The sequence below is a fragment of the Desulfatibacillum alkenivorans DSM 16219 genome, assembly GCF_900142135.1.
In the GTDB taxonomy this organism is placed as follows: domain Bacteria; phylum Desulfobacterota; class Desulfobacteria; order Desulfobacterales; family Desulfatibacillaceae; genus Desulfatibacillum; species Desulfatibacillum alkenivorans.
This window is the reverse complement of record NZ_FQZU01000012.1, coordinates 97684-122964: the sequence shown is the minus strand read 5'-3', so window position 1 is coordinate 122964 and position 25281 is coordinate 97684. Positions and strand designations below refer to the sequence as shown.

Below are 25281 nucleotides of genomic sequence, written 5' to 3'. Positions count from 1 at the left end.
ATTACCCCTCCGCCGAGTTGTGCACGCCCAGGGCCTGAGCCAGGATTTCCATGATGTCCGCGACCCGGACGTCCAGGCCGGCCTCCCGCGCGGAAGCCTCCAGGTGGGACCGGCAATGGGGGCAGGCGGTGACCAGGCATTGAGCCCCGGCGTCCTTGGCTTCCTCAAGGCGGCTGAGTGCGCTTTGCCGGGCCATGGGCCTGGCGGCTTCGGTCAAGCCGCCTCCGGCGCCGCAGCACAAGGCGTATTCCCGAATTCGGTGCATTTCTTTGAATTGCAGCCCTCGTATTGAATGAAGCAGGCTGCGGGGGGCGTCGAAAACGCCTTCGGTCCCGTAGCGCAGGTTTTTAGGAGGGTCCGTGTAGGTCATCTGGCCGAAGGCGGTTTTCTCCGCGCCGTTCCATTCCTCATAGGGTTCGGCCTGACGCCCCAGATAGCAGGGGTCGTGATATGTCACGCGCATGGGCTCGGGCGCCTGGAGGTTGAGGCGCTTCCTTGCCAGGACGCGATCCAGAAACTCGGTCGCGTGGAGAATTTCCGCGTCCACCTTGACGCCGTAAGCCGGATACTTGCTTCGCATGGCGCCCAGGCAGGCGCCGCACAGGCAGACCACGGTTTTGGCGCCGGAGCGCTCCAGGGCCGTTCCGGTTTTATGGGCCGCCTCAGTAAAGAAGTCCGCAAAGCCGCTCCAATAGGCGGGCAGGCCGCAGCAGGACTCTTTGTCCTGCAGCACGGCGAAATCCACCTTCAATCTTTGCAAAATTTGGGCGAAAAGGCGCACGGCGGCCGCCTGCCTGGGGTCGTGACGGGCCGAACATCCGGCCCACAAGAGTACTTTCGCCTTGCGGCGAGGGGCTTTTTTGATGCTGAGCCCCTGGTCCCAGGGCTTTGCGGGGGAGTCGAAAGGCGTCCCCCTATCCCGGATGCTCCGGCAAGATTGCGCAAGCTCCGGGGGCGCCAGGCCGGCCAGGGCCAGGGTTTCCTTGAGCGCCGTGTTCACCTGATGCCTTTCCGCGTCCATGATGTACTTGCAGGCCACGTCGCAATATCCGCAGGACCGGCAAGAAAACACGATCTCCGCCAGCTTTTCGTCCGCGGGAATACGGCCGTGAAGCAGGGACAGGGCCATGAACTGAAGGCCTGACCCGGACCACGCATGAAATTGATGATAATTGTTGATGGGGCAATTATTGGAGAATTCGGCCTTTTGATACACGGCCAAGGGGACCATCTTGCACAAGGAGCAGCGGAAGCATTTTTTCATTTCCGCTTCATAGGGCTTGAGTTTATCCAGGTTCACGGCGCCTCCGAATCCTGTACGTTTTATACTACCAAGTGACTTTCAGTATAAATTTAGGGCAAAAAAAATTTCAGGCGGCGATTCCTTGCAATACGTAGTCAAAGGCCTTTTTCACCCGATCCTCGAACTCAGACCTGTCCGCGCCCTGCCGGATGTAATGGGCCACCATGGCCCGGGCCATGTCCATAACCACTTCAGGATCCACCTCCGGCCGGATGAATCCATGGTCCTTGGCCTGCCGGAAAAAATCATGGGCCAGGAGGGTCAGGTCCTTGACCAGGGCGTTGATTTTGACTTCCACGCCCGGATACTGGAGGTAAATCTGAGGCAGGACCACGGGCTCGAAGCGGCTCATGTTGGAAGTGAACCGCTCCAGGGCGGTCCGGACGGCCTGCAAGGTTTTTTGCTTGTCGGCCCAGTCGATTCCGGTTTGAAGAAACGCGGCCGCGGACTCGGCGTTTTCCCGCACCTGGGCCATGGCCACGGCTTCCACGATCTGCTCTTTGGAGCCGATGATTTTGTACAGGGTGTTTTTGGCCAGCCCGGCTTCCCGGGCGAGCATGTCCGTATTCCAGCCTTTGACGCCCCGGGTGAAGAGGAGTTTTTTGGCGGAATCGAAGACTTTTTGCTGGACGTGTTGGTTATCGACTTTCACGGCGGCCTTCCTAAACTTTTTATACTAAAATGATCTATTCAGTATAGAAAGTCAAGAAGGTTTTTATAGGGGAGCGCTGATATTGGAAAAATGGAATGTGTTGATGACCTTTTCAGGCTTTTAATATTTTTCGCGCCATATTCTGCAATGACGCTGGATTCCCGCCAAAAGCCCCCGGGAATGACGGGCGAGGGCGGGATAGGCTCGGCGGCTTTGAGTACTATCTTCGGCGCATAACGCAATAATGCAGGGTCTCCGTTTCTTGAAGCGTGGAGTCAGGGGGACACGATCTTTATCTCAGCCTCAATAATTGGAGTATTCCACGCTTCTGTAGAGATAAGGTCATGTCCCCCAACTCTATCCCGCCGCCTCCTGCACGTGAGTGACCGGCAAGAATTTAACCGCCCGGGACGCGCGCTCCTGGGCTTTTTGCTTCAATCGGAGGGCCAGCACTATTCCGGCTTCAGCAATTTTCTTGCGGCTCCAGGCCTTTTTCGCCGTTAGCCTTGAGGATCTGGTCCACCCATTCCCTGGTTTTGGCTATGACCCACTCCGCATCACTGATTTTTTCGTTGCTGGTGCTTTGCACATATACGGTCAGTATGTTTTCGTTCACCAGTATGCTTGTGGTGCTCAAGAGGCAATCCACCGGATGGTTCCGGCCTTGGATGGAAAGATTTATAGGCATTTTCATCAAATTGCTGACGGCGTTGGGCTGATCAATAATCATGCCCAGCATCGCGGGCTTTCCTGTTTCCAACTCTATGGACGTGAGTATGTATTTTCTCAAAGCCTCTGATACGTCTTTTTCAATCTCTTTAAACACGTCCGGATGCTTCTTCAGATATTCATCCCACTCATTGCGGTACTGGGTCTGAATCTGGGAGAACACCTTCCGGGCGCTTCCCTCGGGGGCAGGCAGGCAAAGCCCTATCGCCAGGCGGAAGCTATAAGATCCGTCAGGCCCTTTCTCCACATGGGCGGGATCCTGCCCCCAATACACGCACTGGGCGCCGCCGGGAGGAGTCATGGTGTTGATATATTTCTTCAGACGTGGGTCTATATACTGGGAGCTTGCAGCCCACTCAGGCGGGGGGAGAAGGATCTCGCTCCCATTCCAATGAAAAACATGAGCCTTTTCATCGCCCAGGATAATTGCACCTTGTTTGACTGCGCAGCCGAGCAGGATAAAGGAAGCCAGTATTATCAAGAAAAAGCGTTTCATGGTAAGCCTCGTTTATAGCGTTTGAATTTCTTTAGGACAGGCGCCGGCGCACCCGCCCCCTTCCCGGTTCAGCAATTTCCTAGTAGTCCAAGCCTTTTTCGCCGTTGGCCTTGAGGATGAGGTCTGTCCATTCCAAGGATTTTTCCTTGACCCAGTCGACATCCGTCGAAGATTCATATGTGGCGTAGATATAACCGGAAACCATTTTTCCTTTGACATGGGCCATGACAATTCCGTCAACCACTTCGTACTCCATGGTTTCTCCCTCCACTTCCGCCTGGATCTTTGTCAGCATCATGATCCCGTATGCATTTGGTTCGTCAATGATAGTCCCTAAATACAGGGGTTGGCCGGGTTTGACAAACGTGGAGGCTCCGTACTCACGGGAAATATTGTCCTCCAGTTCCTTCATGGATTTTTCCATGATGCCGCTCTCATCAGCGGCTAACTGGGAAAACAGTTCTTTGGAGGCCTTCCTTATTTTGGAGAACTCCGAAGAAGACAGCAACTTGCCTTGGCCTCTCTTGGGGGTCTGCACGGACATGTACCGATCCAAATAGCATGTCATTCCCGCCTGGGCATCTCTCAAGTCGTCCCCAGACGCGAAGCCCGCCAAAAGCCGGTTGCGCTTGCTCACCATAACGGAAAACTGCCTTTTTACCTGGGGATAATCTTGGACGACTTCATACAGGCCTTGCGGGGCCGGAATATTGATGGTCGTCTTTCCAATCTTGACCGGCGTCAGGGGCTGGGACTCTGGCGCCTCCTGAACAGAGTGGACCGGGCCAATGGCTGCACCTGTGGATTCCAGGCCGGTTTCGCCGTTGGCTTTAAGGATGAAATCGGCCCATTCGCGGCATGCCGACTTGACCCATTCAACATTCTCTTGGGTCGAGAACTCTTTAGAAATGTATCCAATCACTCCGTTATTTTTGATATGCATTAAGAGACTTCCAACGACCATCGTCACATTTTCCACCCGGTCATCAATTTCCACACTCATTTCGGACAGAATCACAACTCCCACCGCATTGGATTGATCAACCGCAATCCCTAAAAATTTTGTTCCCCTGTCTTCAGAAGAAAGTTGGACGCCGTACTTATTGGACATGTCTTCGTCCACGGCTTCCATTCGTTTACTCAGCGCCTCCCTGTTTAGCTTCTCCGTGGCAAGGAATTGCTCTTTTACTTGTTTGACGGACTGTGCAAAGGCCTCCCTTGAAATATTATTTTTGTCAGGTCCGGAAAAAACCTGAAGCATCATGGAGGGATCCAAAGCGATCGAAGCGCCTGTTTTGTATGCATCCAGATCCTTTTTCAAAATATAGCCGCCCAGCAATTCCATATCCCCGTCAATCAGCATCATTTCAAAATGCTCCCTCAAAGCAGGGTGTTTTTTGGTGACTTCCTCAAACCCCTCCATCGAAGGAGCGTAAATGGTTATGTCCTCGGCTTTTGACGCCGGTTTTGTGGATGTGGAGGTGCAACCGGCTACAATCATGGATATAATCAGGGCCAAAAGGATTCGTTTCATGTTTTTCTTCCTTTGCATTTTTACAGACTGTTTTAGGGAGACGGCTGATTGCGCCCCTCTTTCTTTGAACAAAGGCTTTTAGGATTCCAAACCTTTTTCGCCGTTGGCTTTGAGGATGAGGTCGGCCCATTCCAACGACTTGGCTTTGACCCACTCAAGGTCTTCCCGGGAGGGATTTAGCTTCGCTATTTGTCCGGAAACAATGGCGTCCTTCACCCAAATCAGAATGTCTCCAATAATAATTTGAAATTTTACTATTTGCCCTTCCATCTGGACCTGGCAATCTCCAATCTGAAGAATTCCGTTGGCGTCGTCCTGATTAAGGAAGGTCTCCAACACCTTTAACTCCACATCGCGAATTTTAACCTGATACCCCAAATCCCGCGAAATCGCCCTGGAAACCTGGGTCGATTCTTCAACTCTTTTTGCAGGCGACGCGACATCGCCTTTCCTCACCAGTTTTACTACGTCCTGAAAGTTCGCCTTGGCTATGGGCCGTTTTTCGGCGCCTTTTGGAGCCTGCATCAACATCCAAAGATCCGTGCGAACGACTCCCGACTTCTGCACTTCCCTATAATCCTCGTCGGAAACCATGCCGGCCAATAGGCGCCTGCCGGGAGGGATCATCCGCTCAAAAACCCTTTTCATTTCAGGATAATTGGCGGCGGCTTCATGAAAATTGGCAGGGGCCGGAATCATCAACACTTCGTCGCCCCATTGGGCTTGGGCCTCAAGGCCGCGTACATCCGCCGTCGTCATGGGTGCGGCGACGCAGCCTGCAAGAATGATGGATAAAATCAAGGGTAACAGAACTCGTTTCATAAAATGCACCTTTCAAGGCCCTCGGCGGGGCTGGTTTTATACGATGAAAAATTTCCATGAATCGCTTGTGGATATTGTCAATTCCTTGCATGAGAGTATCAATCACTCATAGAAAAAACGGCATAATCTGTCAATGGAAACCGGAGGGGCAGAACGGATCCGGAGAAGTCTTTCGCTGGCCGCCCGGAAAGCCGGAGGCCGCCTTTCGCAGGAAAGTTTTTTTAAGGAGTGGATTTTTTTTGAGGCAAAGGACGTCCGGTAGATAAAAAACGATTTTATTTATCATAATTTCAGGAAACTAAAAAAAATTTAATTTTTTTGCATTTTTTTCTAAAGTTTTAAGATCAAGGCGCCGATAAGGAAATGGGAGTGTATATTCGGCCCATTGGTTCGTGAATCAATCATCCTCCGGCAAAGAGGAGGCGGCGAATGAATATTACAGGAACCTACAGCAATTACCTCACCATAAGCAGTCTTTTGGCCCCGCTTGGGGCGACCAGTTCGGAATCCACCATATCCACCCTCTTCTCCTCGGTGGTGACCAAGCTCCAGGATCAACTGAATGAAGCTGCCTTTTCCCGGGAGTCCAGCCAGGCCTTGTCCGAGTTCTATGTGGGAGCGGCCGACCTGGCCGCCAAAGCCGGCGTGTTGACCCTGGGGGATTATGGATCCGTGTTTTTTGACAGAACCGCCGCCACCTCCGACGCCAGCGTGGTCACGGCCCAGGCCAGGAACGCCCTTTCCTCGGAATCCGGGGCGTCCACGGGGAGCTACGCAGTCACGGTGGAGCAGCTTGCAACAGCCCAGGAGAACACCGGGACGGCGCTGGCCAACACGGAAGTCAGCGTGGTGGAAGAGGGCGTTGAACGCTTTAAAATGATCATTGAGGACACCGAGTTTCTGCTGGAAGTGAAGGTGGAGACCGGAGAGACCAATTACATAGTCCTGGGCAAGATTGCGGACGCCATCAACGAGGCTGGCGCGGGGGTTACGGCGCAGGTGGTGGACGGCGAGGCGGACGGAACCAGCGCCTTGCAGCTTACATCGGAAACCACGGGAAACGCGGGCGTGTTTCTGCTTGAGGACGTGTCCGGAAACGCCGTGGCCGCCACGGGCGCCGCGCTTGTGAGCCAGGAAGCCCAGGACAGCGTATATTCCATAAACGGCGAGGACTACACCTCGTCCTACAACAATATTTACCTGGACGGCGGCCAGTTGGCATTGAGCCTGAACGGAGCCGGCGAGGCGGCCGTCACCGTGGCGCCGGATGCGGAAAACGCGGCGAACGCGATCCAGGCCTTTGCGGGCGAATTGAATGCGTTCATCGAATTTTTGCAGGATAACGAACAATACATAACCGGGGACGTGTTGAACTCCCTGACCTCGTATATTGAGGATCAGAAAAGCGGACTGGCGGCCATTGGAATAACCCTGAGCGAGGAGGGATATCTTCAGGTGGATGGGGCGGCCTTGAGCCAGGCGGCTTCGGAAGACCTGGAAGGGGTGCAGGACTTGTTTGCAGGCGTGGACGGGCTGGCGGTGCGTGCGGCCAATTTAACCAACCAGATTGGCGGCGCCCTGCCCTTGAATTACGCCCGGGAGGCGGCCAGCGTTACAGCCTCGGACCTGTTCGACTTGGGGGTTTACAACTCCTCGTCCTTCATCCTGCAAAGCCTGCTATTGGATCAGGTCCAGGGAACGGTGATCAACACCTATGCTTAAAAACGGGCCGGGATTTCAGGGGACGTGACCTTATCTCCGGGAAAAGATAGATTCGCCAAGCATGACGATTGAGACAAGGATTGCGTCCCCGTTTCGGTCAAAAAGCGAGTATCAATCCTTGGGCATTTCCACCCAGATGTCGGCTTCGTTGCCGCACTGGGAGCACGTGGCGTGGCCCTTTTGCTTTTCTTTTTCCTCGGGATGCTCCTCCACTTCCACCAGGGAGCACGTGATGATCATTTCCGCTTCATTCCCGCATTTTTCGCACTTGCAAACCTGCTTGAACTTCTTGGTCGTCTCAGCCATGACACCCTCCTTATGGGTTTTCGGAACCGGCGGGGGAGTCCCCCGTGCGCCCGGACCCTTCGTATTTATCCAGCCAAATTCTCAGGAGCACATTAACCAGCGTTGCAAGGGGTATGGCGAAAAACAGGCCCCAGACCCCCCATATTCCGCCAAAAAAGAGTACTGCTATAATAATAGCCACGGGATGGAGATTGACAACCTCGGAAAGAAGCAAAGGCGCCAGGATCTGCCCGTCGAAAATCTGTATGAATCCGTAGGAAGCCACAGCCCACAGGGCTTTCGGTTCCACGCCCCATTGAAAAAATGCAATGAGCCCCACGGGAAAAAACATGACCGTCACCCCGATGTAGGGAAAGATGACGGACAGGCCCGTGAACAGGGATAGCAGCAGCGTGTAGTTGAGATCCAAAAATTTGAACACGGCGAAGCTGAGGCCCCAGATGATGAGGATCTCCCAGCCCTTGCCCCGGACATAGTTGGAAACCTGCCGGTTGACGTCATGCCAGACCGACCGGGTCAGCCCCATGTCGCTGGGGCGGAACCGAAGCATCCAGCCTATGATGATCTCCTTGTCCTTTAAGAAGAAAAAGACCAGAAAAGGCACCAAAACCAGATACACCACCAAAGTCACCAGGGTGTACACCGAGGCCACGGACAGGGAAACCGCCCGCTTTGCAAAGGCCGCGGCTGCGGAATTGCTCATTTCGAAAATCTGATCCACCTGGGCCTTGGATATGATCTCGGGATATTTTTCCGGCAGATGCATCAACTGCTTCTGCCCTGTGGAAAGCATGTCGGGAAGCTGTCTCAACAACTGAATGATCTGCTTGGAGATTTGGGGCAAAAGCCAGACCACCAAAATCACCATGGCGCTCAAAAAAAGGACGAACACGATGATCACGCAGGCCAGCCTGGGAATTTTAAACTGCTGCAAACGGACCACAAGACCGTCCAGCAGATAAGCGATGACGATGCTGACGAACACCGGCATGAGCATTTCGCCCAAATACAGGATGGAAAGCAGCCCGGTGACCAGCATCAGCACCAGGACCACCATCTGGGGGTCGGACAAATACCGGTCCACCCAATTCTTGATCATGGAAATCATATTTTACGCAAATCCTCGCAATAAGCCTTGCCGCACCGCACGCAGGCCGCAGGTCCGCCGGCCGTTAAAGGCCGCCCCCCTCAGCGCGGAAAAATCATCCCTGCCACAGGGTTATGGCGGCATTGCGCCTGGAACGGAACCGCACCATGACTTTTTCCAGGGGCGAATCGTGGGGTCCTATGGTGATGAGCGGGGTCTTTTGCACGTCCTCCTCCACGGCGTACGTGCGCCCTACCCCCACTTCCTTGCTTGATCCGTCCTCAAAAAAAACCTTTACTTTAGCCACGTAGATGGAAGCCCCCTGGGTGGAGATCCGGAACGCGGCCGCGTTTTTTCCCGCATCCGTGATGTAAATGTAGCCGTTGCCCAGTTTGTTGTTCGCCTCCGGCTTGGGGCTGCCCTGGCCTATCATCACGGGTTCGCCTGCAAAAACCAAAGCAAGAGATAAAAGAAAGAACATGCAGGCGGACAAAGCCAGCCTCGCCAATCGTGCTTTTTTCATCTTGGACTCCTGGGTTTGTTGCTGTTTTGAAGCATAAAGGGCGCCGGCCCCTTAGCAAAACCATCATGAAAGGATACCAAAAATGCAGGAAGGAGGAAAACAAAAAAGGAAGAAACCAGGGGGCTGAACGGAAAAGGCCCGCCAACGCCGGCTTTTCCCACGAACTAGGAAGCCCAATGCGCCGCAGGCCCTTGAAAAACAAAACGGAGCATTTTGCGGGAGGAAGAAAGAGCCCCTATAACTTGCCGATCATCATGGCAAGCCCCACCGCCGCGCCTACCCAAAAGAGGGTTTTAATGCATCCCATGCAACGGCCCAGGCCAGTCCGGTCCATGTACCCGGTTCCCAGCGGGGTTCTCCGGGTGGAATCCTCGGGAGAGCAAAGAATGTAAATATAATACAGAATGTTATCAATCCCTATAGCCATGTCCGCCTCCTGAAAATACGGGTCCTTATGATTTGCACGCTGCTCCGTGAACATCCCTGAAAGCTCATTTGTGCTTGCCATGATAACCCCGGAGGTATATATTAGTAAAATTAAATTAATTTTCATTTTGGATAAATAGATCTAATGCTTCCGGACTTCAATCGCCTCAAACTCTTCTATCACGTATACGCCCGCCGAAGCGTGGCCGGGGCCGCCAGGGATCTGCACGTGACCCAATCCGCAGTCAGCCAGGGCCTCGCCAAGCTGGAGGAGGAGCTGGAAACGCCGCTCTTCACCCGGGTGCACAAGGGCATCGTGCCCACTCCCGCGGCGGAAAGCCTGTTCAGCATGGTCAAGCCCTTTGTGGAGGCGTTGGAACGCGAGCTGCGGAGTTTTGCGGCCTCCAAGAAGCAGCCGTGGGGGGTTTTGCGCGTGGGCTCGCCCCGGATGTTCGGCAAAATATACATGCTCCGGGTCTTTGCGTCCTTCCGGGAGAAATACCCGGAGGTCAGCTTTGTTCTGGAGCTTGGAGGCCAGGAAAAGCTGTTGAACATGGTCCGGGCCGGGGATCTGGATTTTACCTTTTCGGACATCTTTTTTGCGGAAAAGGCGGATTTATCCGGCCTGCGGGATTTTGCGGTGGAGCCGGTGATCGAGGAGGAGGTGATCCTGGCCTGCTCCACCCAATATTATGAGGAGCGCATTCGGGGGGATCATTCGTTGAAGCATCTGCTGACGCTGGATTATCTGGCTTTCCGGCCGGACCAGTTGATCCTGCGGGGATGGTTCAAGCATCATTTCAAGCGCCAGGCGCCGCGCCTGAACATATCCCTCACCGTGGACAACATTCAGGCCGTCATCGCGGCCATCGACGAGCATATGGGCCTGGGCGTGATCGCTTCTCACCTGGCCTGGGAGCAAATCAGCCGGGGGGACATCACGGCCGTCCATACCAACAAACCGCCCATCTCAAATACGATCTCCCTGGTGCAACTGGCTAACAAAGTCCCCAGTCTCACAGAAAAGGTCTTCCTGCGGCATTTCCACAAATCCATGGCCGCCATGGAAATGCACAAGGACTTTTTCAAGCTCTGGCCCCAGCCCTGAAAAGCAAAAGATTAACTGCAAAACTAATAAACTAAGCGCCTCAGGCGCGAACTGATTAACTGAAGAACTGCGAAAAAAAAGTGCCTCCGGCGGCCAACTTTTGAAAAAGTTGGATCAAACCTTTTACAATGGCGCTTCGCGCATAAGCAGAATCAGCAACACCGTCATTTTGGGAATAAGTTACTACAATGAACCAAAGGTTTCATGTATATGAGAGTCTAACCAACGGCTCGTTCCCATGTTTTACGTGGGAATGCATACAGGAGAATCTGAAACCGAAGACTTATCAATGAATTCCATCAAATTTAACGGAAAAGCGCTGCTTCGAGCAAGGTATACCGGGCGCAGGTCCTTCCAAGTCTCCACGCTCTTTCCTGGCCGCCCTTATTGGCCTTCGGCCCCCGGCATTGCATGCCGCGGCTGGCCGGGATAAATTATTGTACGCCGGGGTTAAAATTGGTCTCACTTACCCTACAATCAGCAAGCCGTACAGGGGGATGAAGTCTTCTTTGCCGGCGGCCCTGTTATTGACCACCAGGGGAGGCCAGTCGGCGGCTTTGGCCAGGGCGGAGACGTCAATGCCGTAGCCGGACATGGAGGGCCGGGCCAAGTCGGGATTCCGGCAGGCGCCGTTGCGGGCCGTGACGTTGCAATCGGGCTGATCGGCGCAGAACATGTTCTTGCACGATCCTCCGGCAAAGGCGCGGGCTTTGTCAAAGCCCAGTTCCAGGGCCCTGTTTTCCAGGCTGGCGGCGATGGTGTGAACCTGGCCTTGAATATCGTGGATTTTGGCGGAATAGACGTCGGTTTTTTTGGCCATTAGACGAAAAAACAGGGCCTTAGTATAAGAAGGCAATTGCTTTTTCAGGGATTTTGGCCCGCCCACGTGGGGGGGGCAGCTGGCGGCGACGCCGTAATTGGGGCACCTGGGCTTTTGGCAAAGGGCGGCCAGATTCTCTTTAGCCTCGATGATTTGTGCGTCAAGGAGTACGGCCGAGTCCGCGCCCAGCTCACAAGCAAAATTCTTCAGTTCCGTGAGATTTTTTTGTTCCACCGCCATTATCCATAGGCAAAGTAAAAGAAAAGCGGGCGCCCGCAGGTGTGGCGTTTTCCGCGCGAATAGTCCCGTTGTGGGCCAGGACGGCCATTTGGCAAAAGGCCAGGCCCAGGCCGGTCGAATAAGCCCTGTTCTGGTCAGCCTCGTTCACGCGGACGAATTTGTCAAATATTTTCTGTTCAAAGCCTTCGGGGATTCCCGGGCCGCTGTCCTCCACAAAAAAGACAATCTGGTTGGGTTGGGGCGTGCTGTATCCCAGGATAATGCCTCCGCCCGCGTCTGTATAGGATATGGCGTTGACCAACAGGTTTTGGAGCACCCGGGAAAGAAGGATTTTATCGGCCTCGAACAGGCAGTTTTCCCCGTCATGGGGGATTTCCTTGGCGAACCGGATTTCCTTGATCATGGCCATGCCTGAAAGGCTGGCCAAGGCGTCGTCGATGATTTCCAGGGGATTGACCGGAGTGAGGTAGAGCTTTAGGCGGCCCTCCTCCATTTTGGTGATTTCCAGCATGTCCGACACCATGCGATAGAGGCTGTCGCAGGCGGTGCGGGAGGACTGGATGAACTCCAGGTTTTCGCCTTTGACAGTATAGGTGAGGAGATCCAGGTTGGCCACCATTTCGGAAATAGGGCCTTTAAGGTCGTGCACCAGCATGTTGAAAAGCTGATCCTTGGCTTTTTCCACCTTGCGCAGCTCCTGATTTTTTTTACGGAGCTTTTCCTTGCTTTTCTTAAGGGATTGGGTCAGGCGCTGATTTTCGATGGCCATAATAAAGTGCCCGGCGATGTTCAGCACGAACTCCTGCTCTTTGGGGGACAGGAGATCCAGCACGACCTTATCGGTGAGGTTAAGCACGCCCATGACCTTTTTCCCGGCCATGAGCGGCACGGAAAAATAAGCGTTCTTTTTGTAATGGTCAAATTTTTGGGGAAACTGGCAGTCCAGCGCGCAATCCACATAAAGGGGCTTTTTATTCACGGCCACCCAGGCGGACGGGCTGTTTTCGTCGTCCAGGCTTTGGGAGACGCCGATCAGTTCGGGCCGGGACGAGGCGGCCACCTGCAGGGATTTCCTCCCTTTCATGAGCATGATGGAGCCCTTGGCCATGCCCGAGCATTGCATGATTTCTTCAAGAATTTTTTGAAGTTTATCCTCAAACCCGATTTTTGCGTCGTTGGAAATTTTCACGACGCGGTGGAAGGTTTGAAGCACGTCAGCAGCGTTATCCATTAAAACCTCTCATCACAAGCATTGCTGTAACATTTCCCGGGCTTCTTCATTTTCCGGGTCGGCTTTAAGAACCTGATTCAAATATTTTTCGGCCCACATGGGGCGTTTCATGGCCAGGTAGTTGCGCGCCAGATGCATTTTGATCCGCGGATCCTTGGCGTCCAGGTCCGAGGCGAGAGTCAGGCGTTTGACGGCCTCCTGGTTGTCCCCCAGCTCCTCCAGAAACAGGCCCAGCCTGACCAGAAGGTCCGGCCTGCCCGGAGTGTTTTGGAGGATTTCCATCAAAAGGTTTGCAGCGTAGCGGATGTCCCCTTCTTTTTCGCAGATGTCGACGATTGCCTCCCGGGTTTCGTTTTGCTCCCGGGAAACGCTGATGGTTTTGTCAAAGGTTTGGCGGGCCTTGTCACGCATGCCGGTTTGAAGCAATACAGTTCCCAGGCGAATCCCCCGGTCCAGCTGCCTGGGGCTGATTTTCATGGCTTCGTCCAGGAACTTGGCTGCGTTTTCAAAATCCTGACGCTGCATGTAAAGCTCGCCCAATTGATTGAACGAAAACACATCCAGCTTGTTGAGTTTTATGGCGGCCAAAAAGCATTTTTCCGCCTCGTCCAGGCTATTGTTTTTCAGGTAGTAAAAACCCAACTGCCGGATGGGCTTGGCGCCCCCCGGGTCTATTTCCACGGCTTTTCTCGCGGCTGCGATGGCTTCCGGCAATTGTCCCTGGTTATAGAAATTCCTGGCGTGGCGCAACAACTGGACCGTCGGCGTGGGGTTGTTGTGATGGTGGATGACCCGGGCCACCCGGTCCCCTAAAGACTTGACCGTGAGAGGCTTAAGAAGATAGGCGTCAATGTCCGTTTCCGCCACTTCGGCCACGATTTCCGGGTCAGCCTCGGCCGTCACCATGACCACGGGCATATCCCACATGCCGTTATCGTCCCGGATGTTCCGGAGCACGTCCACGCCCTTCATGACAGGCATGTTCCAGTCGATGATGGCCAGGTCCACTTCTTCGGTTTCCAGCTTCCTCCATGCCTGGGCGCCGTTATTGGCGAACACGAAGTCGCGCCCGTATCCCAGGAGTTTCATGATTCCCCGAATAGACTTGCACATGCCGGGCATGTCGTCGGCAATCAGGACCTTCATGGTATTGATATCAATCATTGCAGCGCCTTTGGGCTAAAAAATACGGGAAAAATTGAAACAGCAATCCGTCGGCCTAAAAGGTATGCAAGTACCATGCCCTATGTATGAGATTTAATAATGCGCCGTGTGGGGCGCCCCAGCGCAGTAGGGGCGGCCTATAGAGTGATAGAAACCATCAATATCCTGCGCACGAAAGCCCGTTCCAAAACCAAACAAAAACACGAATTCAAGCAGGTTCGTGCACCCGCCAACCATATCCAATTTCTGCATTCTTTCCCGGCCGCGCCTTTTGTTCTTTCGAACCCAGGCAAAAAAAGCCTTGCCTGGGCCACCCACAACGACGGCCGATGCTCTCCGTCATCCCCGTGGAGGGCGGCGGCGGGATGATAGCGTTTTTTGCAATCATCGTGACGCCGTCCCGGAAACGGGAACCCAGAGTCTTCATGGAATAGTTGCAGGGTGTGGATTAAAAGTTTGTAACGTGGAATCAGGCGTCCAGTTCCGCCTGCAACTGGGCTTCCAGTTCCTCAATGGCTTCCTGGTCGGCCTCCCAGGCGTTCATGAGAGTATCCAGTCCGTCTTTAACCTTTTGGTATTCCTCCAAAAGAGGCTGGCTTTTTTCGGAGTCGGAAAACACGTCCGGGTCGGCCAGGAGCTCGGAGATTTCCGCTTCCCTGGCTTCCAATTTGGAAATTTTCTTTTCCGCTTCCTGGACTCTTTTTTGGATGGGTCCGATCTTCTCCCACCTTAACTGGCGAATTCTGGCCTCAGCCTGCTTGCGGGCCTTTTTCTCGGCCCGGGTTCCGCCGGCGGGATCAGGCGCGTCATCGGCCTGGGCGGGCTTGGCTTCCTGACGGGCCTGAGCCTCCTCTTCTTCTTCCAACCGGTCCAGGTGGTCAAAGTATTCCGTAAGGGTTCCGGGGTATTCCTCGATGGTCTGGTTTTTGATGTCCCAGATTTTGGTGGCCAGCCTTTTTACAAAGGACTGGTTGTGGGAGACGAAGATCAGGGTGCCGTTGTAATCTTTCAGAGCGTCGGTGAGCATTTCGGCGGCCACGATGTCCAGGTGGTTGGTGGGCTCGTCCATGAGCAGGCAGTTGCCCGGGTTGACCAGGAGTTTGGCCAGAGCCACCCTGGCTTTCTCGCCGCCGGAAAGCACGCCGACCTGCTTGTCCACCTCGTCGCCGGAAAAAAGAAAAGCCCCGCACACGCCGCGGACAAAGGTCTGGGTGGCCTTGGGCACGGCGGTGAAAACCTCCTCCACAATGCTGCGGGAGGCTTCCAGCTGTTCGGCCTGATGCTGGGCGTAATAGGACAGCGAAACCCCATGGCCCAGATCCACCTTGCCCTCTCCGGCCTTCATTTCTCCGGCGAAAATCTTGAGCAGGGTGGTCTTGCCAGCGCCGTTGCGGCCGATGATGGCGATGCGGTCTCCGCGCTGGGCGTTCAGGCGCACGCCTTTGTACAGTACATGATCTCCAAAGGCCTTGGTCAGTTCTTTGGCCGTGACAACGTTCTGGCTGCTTCGGGGGACTTCGGGAAAGGAGAAGCTCATGCTTTTCTGGGGTGCGTGGGTCTTGATCATCTCCATCTTCTCCACCAGCTTGAGCTTGCTTTGGGCCTGCCTTGCTTTGGTGGCCTTGTACCGGAACTTCTCCACAAACTTCATGGCGTCCTTGACCCGCTGTTCCTGTTTTTTGGCCTGACGCTCCAGGACATGCTCCTCTTCGGCCCGTTGGGAGAGGTAGGACTCGTAATTCCCCCGGTACTGGCGCACCCCCTCCATCTCAAAGCTGATGACCCGGTTGATCTGGGAATTCAAAAAGTCCCGGTCATGGCAAACCAGGATCAGGGCGCCTTCGTAGCGCTCCAAAAACTGGCCCAGCCACCGGACCGAGTCCATGTCCAGATGGTTGGTGGGTTCGTCCATAAGCAGGATGTCGGGCTTTTGGAACAACAGGCCGGCCAGGGCGGCGCGCATGCGCCAGCCGCCGGACAGTTCGGCCAGGGGGCGGTCCATATCCTCCATGAGAAACCCCAGGCCGGTGAGAATCTGCTCCGCCACGTGCTTGGCGTATTGGGTTTCAAAATCCGTCAGGGTTTCGGCCAGTTTGGCGATCTTATGGCCGATTTCCGCCTGCTCCTCCTGGTCTTCGGCCTGAGACAAGGCCTCTTCCAGGCGCTCCATGCGCTGGTCCAGCTCCACCCGTCCCGGGACGGCCTCCAAAACGGACTGGAGCACGGTTTCATCCGAAGGATCGGAAATGTCCTGGGCCAGGTAGCCCAACCGCATGCCCTTGGTCACCCGCACCTCGCCGGCGGTGGCCGCCGCCTCGTCCACCATGATCCGCATGAGGCTGGTTTTTCCGGTGCCGTTCCGGCCTATCAGGCCGATGCGGTCTTTTTCCGACACTTGAAAGGTGAGGTTTTCGAATATGGTGCGCCCTCCGAAGGAGAGGGACAGATTGTTGACGACCAAAAGGCTCATAATAAACTAATATCCAAGGTAAAATGTTTAATGGCGCCCGCGAAGAGCGCACTCGTCCGGCCCGGAAAGGGCGTATCCTGCGCGGCTCGAAAATCTACGGCAAACACAGCCTCTTGTCAAACCTTTGGCCTGTAAAAACCTTAAAATAACTTGCTTGTCCGGGCTTTATTGTGTATCAGGGGCGTGATTCTTGCACTATCTTAAAAAGCGGCCGTTTGGGGGCTGCAAAGCATAACCTTTTTGCGGGGGCGCCCGCAAGCAATCAGGAAAACAAAGGAAATACAGCTATCATGGCATTCATAGCCCCTTTTAAGGGTATCCTGTTCGCCCCGGAAAAAGTCAAGGACATGTCCAAGGTCCTGACGCCTCCGTATGACGTCATCAGCCCCGAGGAGCAGGAGGCCTTTTACCAGGCGCACCCCAATTGCGTCATCCGCCTTATCCTTGGCAAAAAAACCCCCGAAGACAATGAGGAAAACAATCCCCACACGCGATCCGCCGCCTATTACAAGGAATGGCAGGAGCAGGGCGTGCTGGCCAAGGACAAGGAGTTGTGCTTTTACCTCATCGCCACGGAATTTGAAGCCCTGGGCAAAACCCACGAACGCCTGGGCCTGGTGGCGGCGGTCCGGCTGACGCCCTTTTCCGAAGGCAAGGTCCTGCCTCATGAGCAGACCTATTCCGGGGTGAAATCCGAGCGCCTGGCTTTGTTTAAAAAGGTGCACGCCAATTTTTCGTCCATATTCTCCCTGTTTCCCGATACGGACGGCGGAGCTTTTGAAAAAATGCACCAGGTCGTGCTGGAGCAGGCCCCGGACGTGGACGTAATCGACTACGCGGGCCACCGTCAAAGAATGTGGCGCATCACGGATCCCGAAACCCAGGAGTTTTTGGGCAAAAAGGCGGGCGAGGAGTCGGTCTACATCGCGGACGGCCATCATCGCTACGAAACCAGCCTGGCCTTCATGGAATTTTTGGAGTCGGAGAATCCCGGCTTGCCCGAGGATCACCCGGCCCGATACGTCATGATGTACCTTGCCTCCATGGCCGACCCCGGCATGATCATCCTGGCCGCGCACCGTATGCTGGCCAAGCTGAGCGATGCGGCCAAGGCGGCTTTCCTGGAAAAAGCCCCGGAGTATTTCGACATCACGGAATTCGACGCGGAAGCCGGCCGGGAGGATTTTCTGGCGGCCCTGGAAAACCAGACCGAAAGAACGGCCATCGGCGTCGCCCTGACCGGCGAGCCCCTGAGGCTCATGGTCATCAAGCCCGGCGCCATGGATAAGGTGTTCGAAGGCGAGATCGCCCCGGAACTGAGGGACCTGGACGTGACCGTCCTGCGGGACTTGATCTTCCTCAAGCTCCTGGGGCTTACCGAAGCGGACATGGACGACCACGATTTTATCAGCTACGACACCAGGCACCGGGAGGTGCTGGACAAGGTCGCAAGGGGCGAGGCGGCCGCCGGATTCATCCTGAACGCCACCAAAATCCAGCATGTGAGGAACGTGGCCAAGGCCGGCCTGACCATGCCCCGGAAATCCACCTATTTTTATCCCAAGGTCATCACCGGCATGGCCATGAAAAGCCTCAAGGCGGACGAGTAGTTTTTGTTGTTGAAAAATCCAACGCCGGATAAAGCCCAAGCGGGCTTTTTCCGGCGTTTTTGTTATAGGGGGTGATTATGAACGACAGCCGATTGGTGTACTCCACGGAGACGGGCCGCATGTGTCCTGACTGCGGCAAGCCCAAAGCAAAATGCTCCTGCAAAAAGAAAAAGAAGGGCAAGGAAGCGCCCCAGCCCTTTCCCCAGGACGGCGTGGTGCGCATCCGCCGGGAGGTCAAAGGCCGCAAAGGCAAGACGGCCATCGCCATATTCGGCCTGCCCCTGGAAGGCCCGGACTTGAAGGATTTCGCCAAGCACCTCAAGCAAAAATGCGGGTCCGGCGGCTCGGTCAAGGACGGCGTGATCATCATCCAGGGCGACCACCGGGAAGCCGCCGCCGAGGCCATCAAGGAAAAGGGATACAAAGTCAAGCTGGCGGGGGGATGATTGAAGAAGGCAGGTATTCCACCAGCATATACCGTCCGCCGGAATTGATGGGTCCCGACTGTCCTAAGCGGCCGCACCTACTGTTGCTAAGCAACCCGGCGCCGATACTGCTGTGCCAGGGCCACCCGAAAAAAAGAAGGGCAAGGCTCCTGGATTCCCGCTAAAAGCATGCGGGAATGACAGGCTGTGCATCCCCAAGGCCCCTATTGCTCCCCTAAAGACGGTGGCCCACAGGGGGGCGCCTCTACAAAGCGCTGCTGCTGCATGCTGCGGCTGGCCGGGAAAAAGGCCCCTGGATTCCCGCAAAAAAAACGGGACAGACGGGGCGAACCCCGCGCCTATTGGATTACAATAAATGATTTAACCTTTTTGACGCCTTCCACGGACCTGGCGATGGCGATGGCCCTGTCCCTGTCCGCGGCGCTGTCCACGATACCCAAAAGCACCACGTGGCCCAGCACGCTTTCAATCTTGACCTGGGTGGATTCAAAATCTTCGGCCTTGATGAGCTTTGTGCGGATTTTGGCGGCCAGGGCCGTGTCGTCCACGGATTCGCCCAAGGTTTTGTCGTTGACGTTCAGCAGGTAGGTTTTGACGGAAATGACGCCCTCTTCCGCTTTGGCGTGGGCTACGGCGACTTCCCTTTGCAGATCCTGCTTTACAATGCCGATGAGGTAGGCCGTGCCGTTGTACACGGACACGGAGATGTCCAGGCCTTTGACGGTGTCGTCGGCCAGGAGCGCGTATTTGATGTTCGCCGCCCGTTTGGCGTCGTCCATTTGGGTTCCCAGGCTGCGTTCGTCCCTGGCGGCCCTGTAGGCGGAATAGCAGCCGGACAGCATAACTGCGCAAAGCAAGAGCGCCGCAAAGGCAAGCCAACGTGATTTCTTCTGCATGACATCCTCCTTGAGATGCGCAAAAGCGGCTTGCCGGGCTTTGCCCTATTCCGAGCAATCGGTTTTCCCCAGAACCTCCCTGATTTTATGGGAAAGCTGCTCCAGGTTAAAGGGTTTTTGAATGAACCCGTTGCACCCCTTTTGCATGATTTCCACAGCCTGTCCGTTCAGGCTGTAGCCGCTGGATAAGAGAACTCTGACTGCGGGGTCGATGAGCTTCAACTGATCGTAAACCTCCTCGCCCGTCATATCAGGCATTATCATATCCAGGATGACCATGTCGATTTCCTGGTGGCTTTGTTTGAAAATTTCCAGGGCGGTTTTGGCGTTGCCGGCCAGGTGAACCTGATAGCCCAGGGCCTTGAGAATTTCTCCGCCGGTCTTGATGATGACGTCCTCGTCGTCCACCAACAGCAGGGTTTCGCTGCCGTACAGGATTCCCAGGGAGGCTTTTTCCTCCATCGCAACCTCGGCCTTGGCCGCAGCCGGCAGGTAGATATTGAAGGTGGCGCCCTTGCCCGGGGCGCTGTATACGGTGAGCATGCCCTGGTGGTTCTTGATGATTCCGTAGGCCGAGGAAAGCCCCAGGCCTGTGCCCCGGCTTACGTCCTTGGTGGTGAAAAAGGGGTCGAAAACCTTTTGTTGGGTGGCCTCGTCCATGCCGTGGCCCGTATCGGTGACGGATACCTTGATGTATTTTCCCGGCTCCAGGGAATAGGGCTTCACAAACACTGCGTCCAACTGGATGTTTTGGGTCTGGATATACAGGTCGCCCCCGTCCGGCATGGCCTGCCCGGCGTTGACGAATAAATTCAAGAGCACCTGCTCCAACTGTCCGGAGTCGGCGTCCACGGCCCAGGAGCCCTGGAAATCCCGGTGAATGGTGACCTCCTTGGCGGCCCGGCCGAACATATGGAGGGTCTTGTCCACCAGCCTGTTCATGTCCAGGGTTCTGACCTCGTACTTTCCTCCCCGGGCGAAGCCCAGGAGCTGGCGGGTCAGGCCGGTGGCGGCGGCGATGTACGCCTCCATGTCTTGAATGCGGTCGTAATGGGGATGGGCGGGCTCCAGGTCCTGCAGCATAAGGCTGACGTTGCCCTGCAGCCCCGTGAGAAGGTTGTTGAAGTCATGGGCCACGCCTCCGGCCAACGTGCCGATGGCCTCCAGCTTTTGGGCCTGCGTGAGCTTCTTTTCCAGCCGGTCCTTTTCCTTTTGGGCTTCCAGGATGTGGGAGATGTCCCTGCAGATGCACCTGAACCCGGCCGGCTTGCCGTCCACGGTCTTTAGGGAGGCGGACATCTGGATCTGCACCGGCGTTCCGTCCAGCTTGACCACCTGGTACTGCACCACCCGGGCGGGCTCTCCGGTCCGGTAAATGCGGTTGAACATCTCAAACAATTCTTCGGCGGTTTCGGACTGAGTGTACTGGCGGTAGCCCAGGCCCAGCATTTCCTCCCTGGACAGGCCGTAGATGCGGCACATGGCGTCGTTGACGAAAATCAGATTGCCTTCCAGATCCAGCTCAAAGAAGCCTTCCTGCAGGCTGTCCAGCATAGTCTGGTATTTCAACTCGGACTCCACCAGAGCTTTGAGGGCGGCCTTCCTCCGGGTTATGTCCGTGGCGATCATGGTCAGGTCGGGAGGCTTCCCCTCCATTTCAATGGGCATGATCCTCACTTCATACCACGACTTGATGGACTGGTTGGGTCCCGCCGCCTTGACTTCCAGTTCCCCGGTCCGCCCCGTCTCCACCACCTTGCGTAGGGCTTTGTCCAGGTTGGATCTGAATTTGGAGGAAATATACGTCAAAACGTTGGAGCCTAACACCATTTCCACGGGAGTTCCGTCCAGGGTGCGGTTGAGAGCCAGGATATGCCCTTCGGAGTCCAGGCGCATCACGATTTCAGGCAGGCTGCGCACCAGGGAGCGATAGCTTTCCTTGGCCGCCGCCAGCTTTTTGAGGGCGCAGTCTTTTTCTTTCAGGGATTCATCCCGGCTGTACAGCCTGGCCACGGTTTGGGCCAGAAATCGGAGGTGGTCCAGGAGCTTGTGCATGCTCATGCGGGGAATCCGGGTCAGGGCGTCCAGATAGCTTTCCCGGTTGTAGCCGTATTCCCGGCAGATTTCCGCGACTTTCTCGGGATCAGGATCCTCTTGGGTGAGCGCCTGGCCCGCAATGAGGGTGAACACCTGTTTGCCGTCATGAAAAATGGGAAGGGCTGCATCGGCGAGCCCAAAGCCGCAAATCCTGGCTGCAGGGTCGTCCCCTCCATCCATGGACGCCAGAAGGCTGAGGCAGTTGTCGCGGCAAACCCGCCCGGACCGGGCGTCGGAAAGGTGAAAGCCCTTACACAAAGACTGCCAGCCGGCCTGGGCCGCCGTCCGGCCTTCAGGATAGGTCAAAAGGCTGACGCTGACGCCCGTGGCCCGAAAAAACCCCGCCAAAACGGATTCCATCTCCTCCAAGGCCGGAGGCGTTCCGTGGGCGTTGTCAGCCGGGTTGTGTATGGGATGCCGCCCTGCTTTGTTCGACGTGTTTTCAGACAGTTGCGACTTTACAGAACTACGTTTAGAATCCTCCATGGCTCCCCCCAGGTGAAGTTACTCAGCCTGCCCATAGCATTCTTAAGTATGTTTACTTTAGTTTATTACACATAAAGTGCGAGATATTCAAGAGATTTGTTATTGGCCTTTGTCTAATAGCGTCCGAATGCTTTGCGCTATCTTTTTAATGTCAAGGGGTTTTACAATGATGTCGATTTTTGTCTCATCCCCCGGAATGCCCTGCAGCCGCCCCTGGGTCCGGCTTGCAACCAGAGAAGCGGGCATGCCCGGTTTGGTCCGGCGAACGGCGTTGATAAGATTTTGACCGGTCATGTCATCCAAGGCCTCGTCGGTCAAGAGCAGATCAAATCCGGAGGGATTTGCATTAAGGATTTCCAAGGCTTCTTTGCCCGAACCGGCGGAGGCTACGGAGTAGCCTAATTGAACGAGCATTTTTGCGGATATATCCCGGACCTGTTTTTCTCCGCCTGCAAGGAGCAGGCTTTCGCATCCTTTTGGCAGCGGGATGGAAGCGCTTTCCGGGAGGCTTCCGGGATTCTTTGCGGCCGCCGGCAGCAGGATGGTAAAAACGCTGCCTTTGCCAAGTTCGCTTTCCACGGTAATGGCGCCGTTGTATTTGGCCACAATGCCGTGGACCACGGCAAGGCCCATGCCGGTGCCTTTTTCCGGGTCCTTGGTGGTGAAATACGGCTCAAAAATGCGGTCCTTGACGGCGTCGTCCATGCCCCCGCCGCAATCGCTGATGCTCAGCCGCACATAGTCTCCGGGCTTTATGCGGGGATGGCGGGTCTGATCCTCCCAGCCGATGGAGCACTGTTCCAGGGATACGCCCAGCACGCCGCCGCGGTCTCGCATGGACTGGTAGGCGTTGGTGCAAAGGTTCATGACAACCTGGTGAATCTGGGTCTGGTCCGCCAAAACCACGCCGCCGCCTTCGTTGATATCCGTATGAAGCTGCACATTATGGGGCAATGAGGACCGGATGAGATTCAGGGCGTCCTTCACCACCGGCTGTATGCGCATGGGCAACAGCTTCTCTTTTTTACGGCGGCTGAAGGCCAGGATTTGATCCACCAGTTTTTGAGCCCGTTCCGCCGCCGACAGCACTTCCTTGAGGTTGCCCTCGGCGAACGGGTTGTCGCCCAACTCGGACAGGGTCATCTCCACATAGCCGATGATGGGATACAGGATATTGTTGAAGTCGTGGGCCACGCCGCCGGCCAAGGCGCCCAGGGCCTCCATTTTATGGGCCTGGCTGAGCTGCTGCTCCAGGCGGATTTTTTCCTCCCGGGCGATTTTACTGGCTGTAACGTCTTCGATGAAGTTTTGAAAATAGGCCACGGACTTGTTTCCGTGTTCATCGGATTCATACATGGAATGGGGGATAAGGCGCAGCCATACAATTTCTTTTGCGGCGTTGAATATGCGGACTTCATAAGGGTCCACAGGCTCCAGGGTGGCGATGGCCCGGGTGCGGTTTTCCAGGATTGTTCCGTAATCCTCCGGGTGCACCATCTCTATATAGCTGCGCCCTTGCCACGCGCTTCGTTCATACCCGGTTATTTCCGCCATTTTTTCATTGGCGTAGATGATGCATCCGTTGGTGTCGGAGATCATCATGCCAATGGGCGCGGACTCGATGAAATTTCTGTACCGCTCCTCGCTTTTGCGCAAAGCCTGCTCAGCCCAATGCTGGTGGGTCCGGTTTCTGGAAACGCCCCTGACCCCGGTTATACGGCCGTCTTCGTCCAGGATGGGCAGGCCGCTGACCGCCAGGATCACCTCCCTGCCGTCTTTATGAACCACGGGAATCTCAACGTCCCTGAATGGCTCGCCCGAATCCAGAACCCGCCGGATGCAAGGCTGCAGCAAGGCCTCCTTGTCTTGGGGGGTAATGATTTGAGACAAATTTTCGCCGAGCAGTTCTTCAGGAGGGCGTCCAATCACAATACGGACGGACGGGCTGCTGAATATACAGTTTCCTTCGGGACAGACTTCCCACATCCAATCGCCGGTAATGTCCAGCAGGGAATCAAGCCGATCCTTGGCCAGGGCCGATTCCCCACATTGGGAAGTCGCTTTTTCCATGAATGCTCCGGATTCAAGATAATAGCGGCTATCTTCCACCAAGCCATTTACAAAAACAGCCTTCCTGGCCGTCAAACTCCTCCGCGATGCAGGATGCAGGACGCGGGGTTATGTACTGACAATGAATTGCATGACGCCGGATCAGGGGGCTACGTGGCCGCTTCCCTCCCGGCCCGGTATATGCTTCTTAGCATTGGACTGAAAATCATGACCATGCTTTTCTTGACCCAGTCCTTGTACTCACTGCTTTTGGGGGGCAACCCCAACACCATGGCCTGGCAATAGCTGGCGCCCAGATAATGCATCACCAACGCATTGAACGCGTCCTGGAAGCGCAACGTCAGTTCCGGAGGGGTCGTAGGGGGGAAATTCTTCTTAACGTTCTCAAGGGTTCCCTGCAGCATGCCTATGATGTACTCATACCCGGGAATGGGCTCCTCGCCGCTGTCCTGGGGGAGATTCAGGGCGATAATCTTCAAAGATTCGGGCCTTTCATCATAAAAAACGAAAAGCTCTTCCAGGTAAAACTCCAGGCCGGCCTCGGCCCGCATGTCCGCGGCTTGGGAAAGCCAGGCCGCACTGGCGTCTTCAATGTCCCGGCAAATGTCCTTCAGGATGGTCTCAAACAAAATGGCTTTGCTGGGAAAATGATAACGGATGATGCCGTGTTCAAACTCGCCCTCCGCCGCTATCATCCGGATGCTGGCGGAGTGGTACGGCTGCCTGGAAAACACGGTCCTGGCCGCTTCTATAATTCTTTCCCGGGTGGCCTGGCCTCGGCTTAACACGGCCCTATTCTCCTGTGTTGTTTTTGTTTTGGCGCTCATAGGTTAGCCTTGTGGACGGATTGGGATCTGATAGTGCTATCCATAACCAGTAGCGGAAGTGTAGACCGGGAACCTGGGTCTGTCAACTTGCGTCATGACGATAATCGGCTTGACAGAGGGCGTGTTTTTGGGCCACATTAGTTTTACGACCGTGAAACACCTTGTTATTCGGGACCCTACGGGTTTCAGGCCCCACTAGTCAAACCATTAGGCAGA

Annotated in this window: 21 protein-coding genes; 4 read left to right on the top strand and 17 right to left on the bottom strand. The window is 55.3% G+C overall.

Going from position 1 to position 25281, the window contains the following annotated elements; translation table 11 throughout:
- Position 1 precedes the first annotated feature (1 nt).
- The 5 genes from BUE18_RS11990 to BUE18_RS11965 form a co-directional block, all read right to left on the bottom strand.
- Positions 2–1300 (bottom strand): (Fe-S)-binding protein, encoded by a 1299-nt coding sequence (locus BUE18_RS11990; protein ID WP_073475971.1) that lies wholly within the window; start codon positions 1298–1300, stop codon positions 2–4.
- 70 nt (positions 1301–1370) lie between these two features.
- A complete protein-coding gene (locus BUE18_RS11985; protein WP_073475969.1) occupies positions 1371–1955 on the bottom strand; it encodes a TetR/AcrR family transcriptional regulator in 585 nt (194 codons plus the stop codon).
- 463 nt (positions 1956–2418) lie between these two features.
- Positions 2419–3180, bottom strand: coding sequence for a hypothetical protein (locus BUE18_RS11980; protein WP_139264708.1), 762 nt, complete (start codon positions 3178–3180; stop codon positions 2419–2421).
- A gap of 79 nt (positions 3181–3259) precedes the next feature.
- Entirely contained in the window at positions 3260–4714 is a 1455-nt protein-coding gene (locus BUE18_RS11975) for a hypothetical protein (RefSeq protein ID WP_139264707.1), read from the bottom strand.
- Between the two features lie 78 nt (positions 4715–4792).
- Positions 4793–5536: a hypothetical protein gene (locus tag BUE18_RS11965; protein WP_139264706.1), complete on the bottom strand. Its 744-nt coding sequence runs from the start codon at positions 5534–5536 to the stop codon at positions 4793–4795.
- Positions 5537–5965: 429 nt separating this feature from the next.
- On the opposite strand from BUE18_RS11965, the gene fliD reads away from it, so the two are divergent.
- Positions 5966–7258, top strand: coding sequence for a flagellar filament capping protein FliD (gene fliD, locus BUE18_RS11960; RefSeq protein ID WP_073475960.1), 1293 nt, complete (start codon positions 5966–5968; stop codon positions 7256–7258).
- Positions 7259–7369: 111 nt separating this feature from the next.
- Here the strand turns inward: fliD and BUE18_RS11955 are convergent, their stop codons facing one another.
- The 4 genes from BUE18_RS11955 to BUE18_RS27495 all read right to left on the bottom strand — a co-directional run bounded on the left by BUE18_RS11955 (position 7370) and on the right by BUE18_RS27495 (position 9601).
- Entirely contained in the window at positions 7370–7564 is a 195-nt protein-coding gene (locus BUE18_RS11955) for a hypothetical protein (protein WP_073475958.1), read from the bottom strand.
- Positions 7565–7574: 10 nt separating this feature from the next.
- The gene (locus BUE18_RS11950; RefSeq protein ID WP_073475956.1) at positions 7575–8672 is read right to left on the bottom strand and encodes an AI-2E family transporter; all 1098 of its coding nucleotides are present in this window, start codon (positions 8670–8672) and stop codon (positions 7575–7577) included.
- Positions 8673–8766: 94 nt separating this feature from the next.
- Positions 8767–9174 carry a hypothetical protein gene (locus BUE18_RS11945; RefSeq protein ID WP_073475954.1) on the bottom strand — a complete coding sequence of 136 codons (408 nt, stop codon included), beginning with the start codon at positions 9172–9174 and terminating at the stop codon, positions 8767–8769.
- Positions 9175–9409: 235 nt separating this feature from the next.
- Positions 9410–9601, bottom strand: coding sequence for a hypothetical protein (locus BUE18_RS27495; RefSeq protein ID WP_139264705.1), 192 nt, complete (start codon positions 9599–9601; stop codon positions 9410–9412).
- Positions 9602–9745: 144 nt separating this feature from the next.
- On the opposite strand from BUE18_RS27495, the gene BUE18_RS11935 reads away from it, so the two are divergent.
- Complete coding sequence (locus BUE18_RS11935) at positions 9746–10708, top strand: LysR family transcriptional regulator (RefSeq protein WP_073475950.1); 963 nt, start codon at positions 9746–9748, stop codon at positions 10706–10708.
- A 466-nt stretch (positions 10709–11174) separates the two neighbouring features.
- On the opposite strand, the gene BUE18_RS11930 is transcribed toward BUE18_RS11935, so the two are convergent.
- The 4 genes from BUE18_RS11930 to abc-f form a co-directional block, all read right to left on the bottom strand.
- On the bottom strand, positions 11175–11762 hold the full coding sequence (locus tag BUE18_RS11930; RefSeq protein ID WP_170868337.1) for a DUF2284 domain-containing protein: 588 nt from the start codon (positions 11760–11762) through the stop codon (positions 11175–11177).
- The gene (locus BUE18_RS11925; protein WP_073475946.1) at positions 11719–12999 is read right to left on the bottom strand and encodes a GAF domain-containing sensor histidine kinase; all 1281 of its coding nucleotides are present in this window, start codon (positions 12997–12999) and stop codon (positions 11719–11721) included. Before BUE18_RS11925 ends, BUE18_RS11930 begins: the two co-directional genes overlap by 44 nt.
- A 12-nt stretch (positions 13000–13011) precedes the next feature.
- Positions 13012–14163 carry a tetratricopeptide repeat protein gene (locus BUE18_RS11920; protein WP_073475944.1) on the bottom strand — a complete coding sequence of 384 codons (1152 nt, stop codon included), beginning with the start codon at positions 14161–14163 and terminating at the stop codon, positions 13012–13014.
- A gap of 469 nt (positions 14164–14632) precedes the next feature.
- Positions 14633–16633, bottom strand: coding sequence for a ribosomal protection-like ABC-F family protein (gene abc-f / locus BUE18_RS11910; protein ID WP_073475941.1), 2001 nt, complete (start codon positions 16631–16633; stop codon positions 14633–14635).
- A gap of 290 nt (positions 16634–16923) precedes the next feature.
- Here abc-f and BUE18_RS11905 point away from each other — a divergent pair, with 290 nt between their 5' ends.
- Both BUE18_RS11905 and BUE18_RS11900 read left to right on the top strand, forming a co-directional pair.
- The gene (locus tag BUE18_RS11905) at positions 16924–18243 is read left to right on the top strand and encodes a DUF1015 domain-containing protein (RefSeq protein WP_073475939.1); all 1320 of its coding nucleotides are present in this window, start codon (positions 16924–16926) and stop codon (positions 18241–18243) included.
- Positions 18244–18320: 77 nt separating this feature from the next.
- Positions 18321–18689 carry a translation initiation factor Sui1 gene (locus BUE18_RS11900; protein ID WP_073475937.1) on the top strand — a complete coding sequence of 123 codons (369 nt, stop codon included), beginning with the start codon at positions 18321–18323 and terminating at the stop codon, positions 18687–18689.
- 338 nt (positions 18690–19027) lie between these two features.
- On the opposite strand, the gene BUE18_RS11895 is transcribed toward BUE18_RS11900, so the two are convergent.
- From BUE18_RS11895 to BUE18_RS11880, 4 genes are all read right to left on the bottom strand, one after another.
- Complete coding sequence (locus BUE18_RS11895) at positions 19028–19585, bottom strand: BON domain-containing protein (protein WP_073475935.1); 558 nt, start codon at positions 19583–19585, stop codon at positions 19028–19030.
- A 45-nt stretch (positions 19586–19630) separates the two neighbouring features.
- The gene (locus BUE18_RS11890; RefSeq protein ID WP_083610964.1) at positions 19631–22168 is read right to left on the bottom strand and encodes a PAS domain S-box protein; all 2538 of its coding nucleotides are present in this window, start codon (positions 22166–22168) and stop codon (positions 19631–19633) included.
- Between the two features lie 99 nt (positions 22169–22267).
- Positions 22268–24238, bottom strand: a complete 1971-nt coding sequence (locus BUE18_RS11885; protein WP_139264704.1) for a PAS domain-containing sensor histidine kinase — start codon at positions 24236–24238, stop codon at positions 22268–22270.
- 149 nt (positions 24239–24387) lie between these two features.
- The gene (locus tag BUE18_RS11880) at positions 24388–25026 is read right to left on the bottom strand and encodes a TetR/AcrR family transcriptional regulator (RefSeq protein WP_073475930.1); all 639 of its coding nucleotides are present in this window, start codon (positions 25024–25026) and stop codon (positions 24388–24390) included.
- Between the last annotated feature and the right edge of the window lie 255 nt (positions 25027–25281).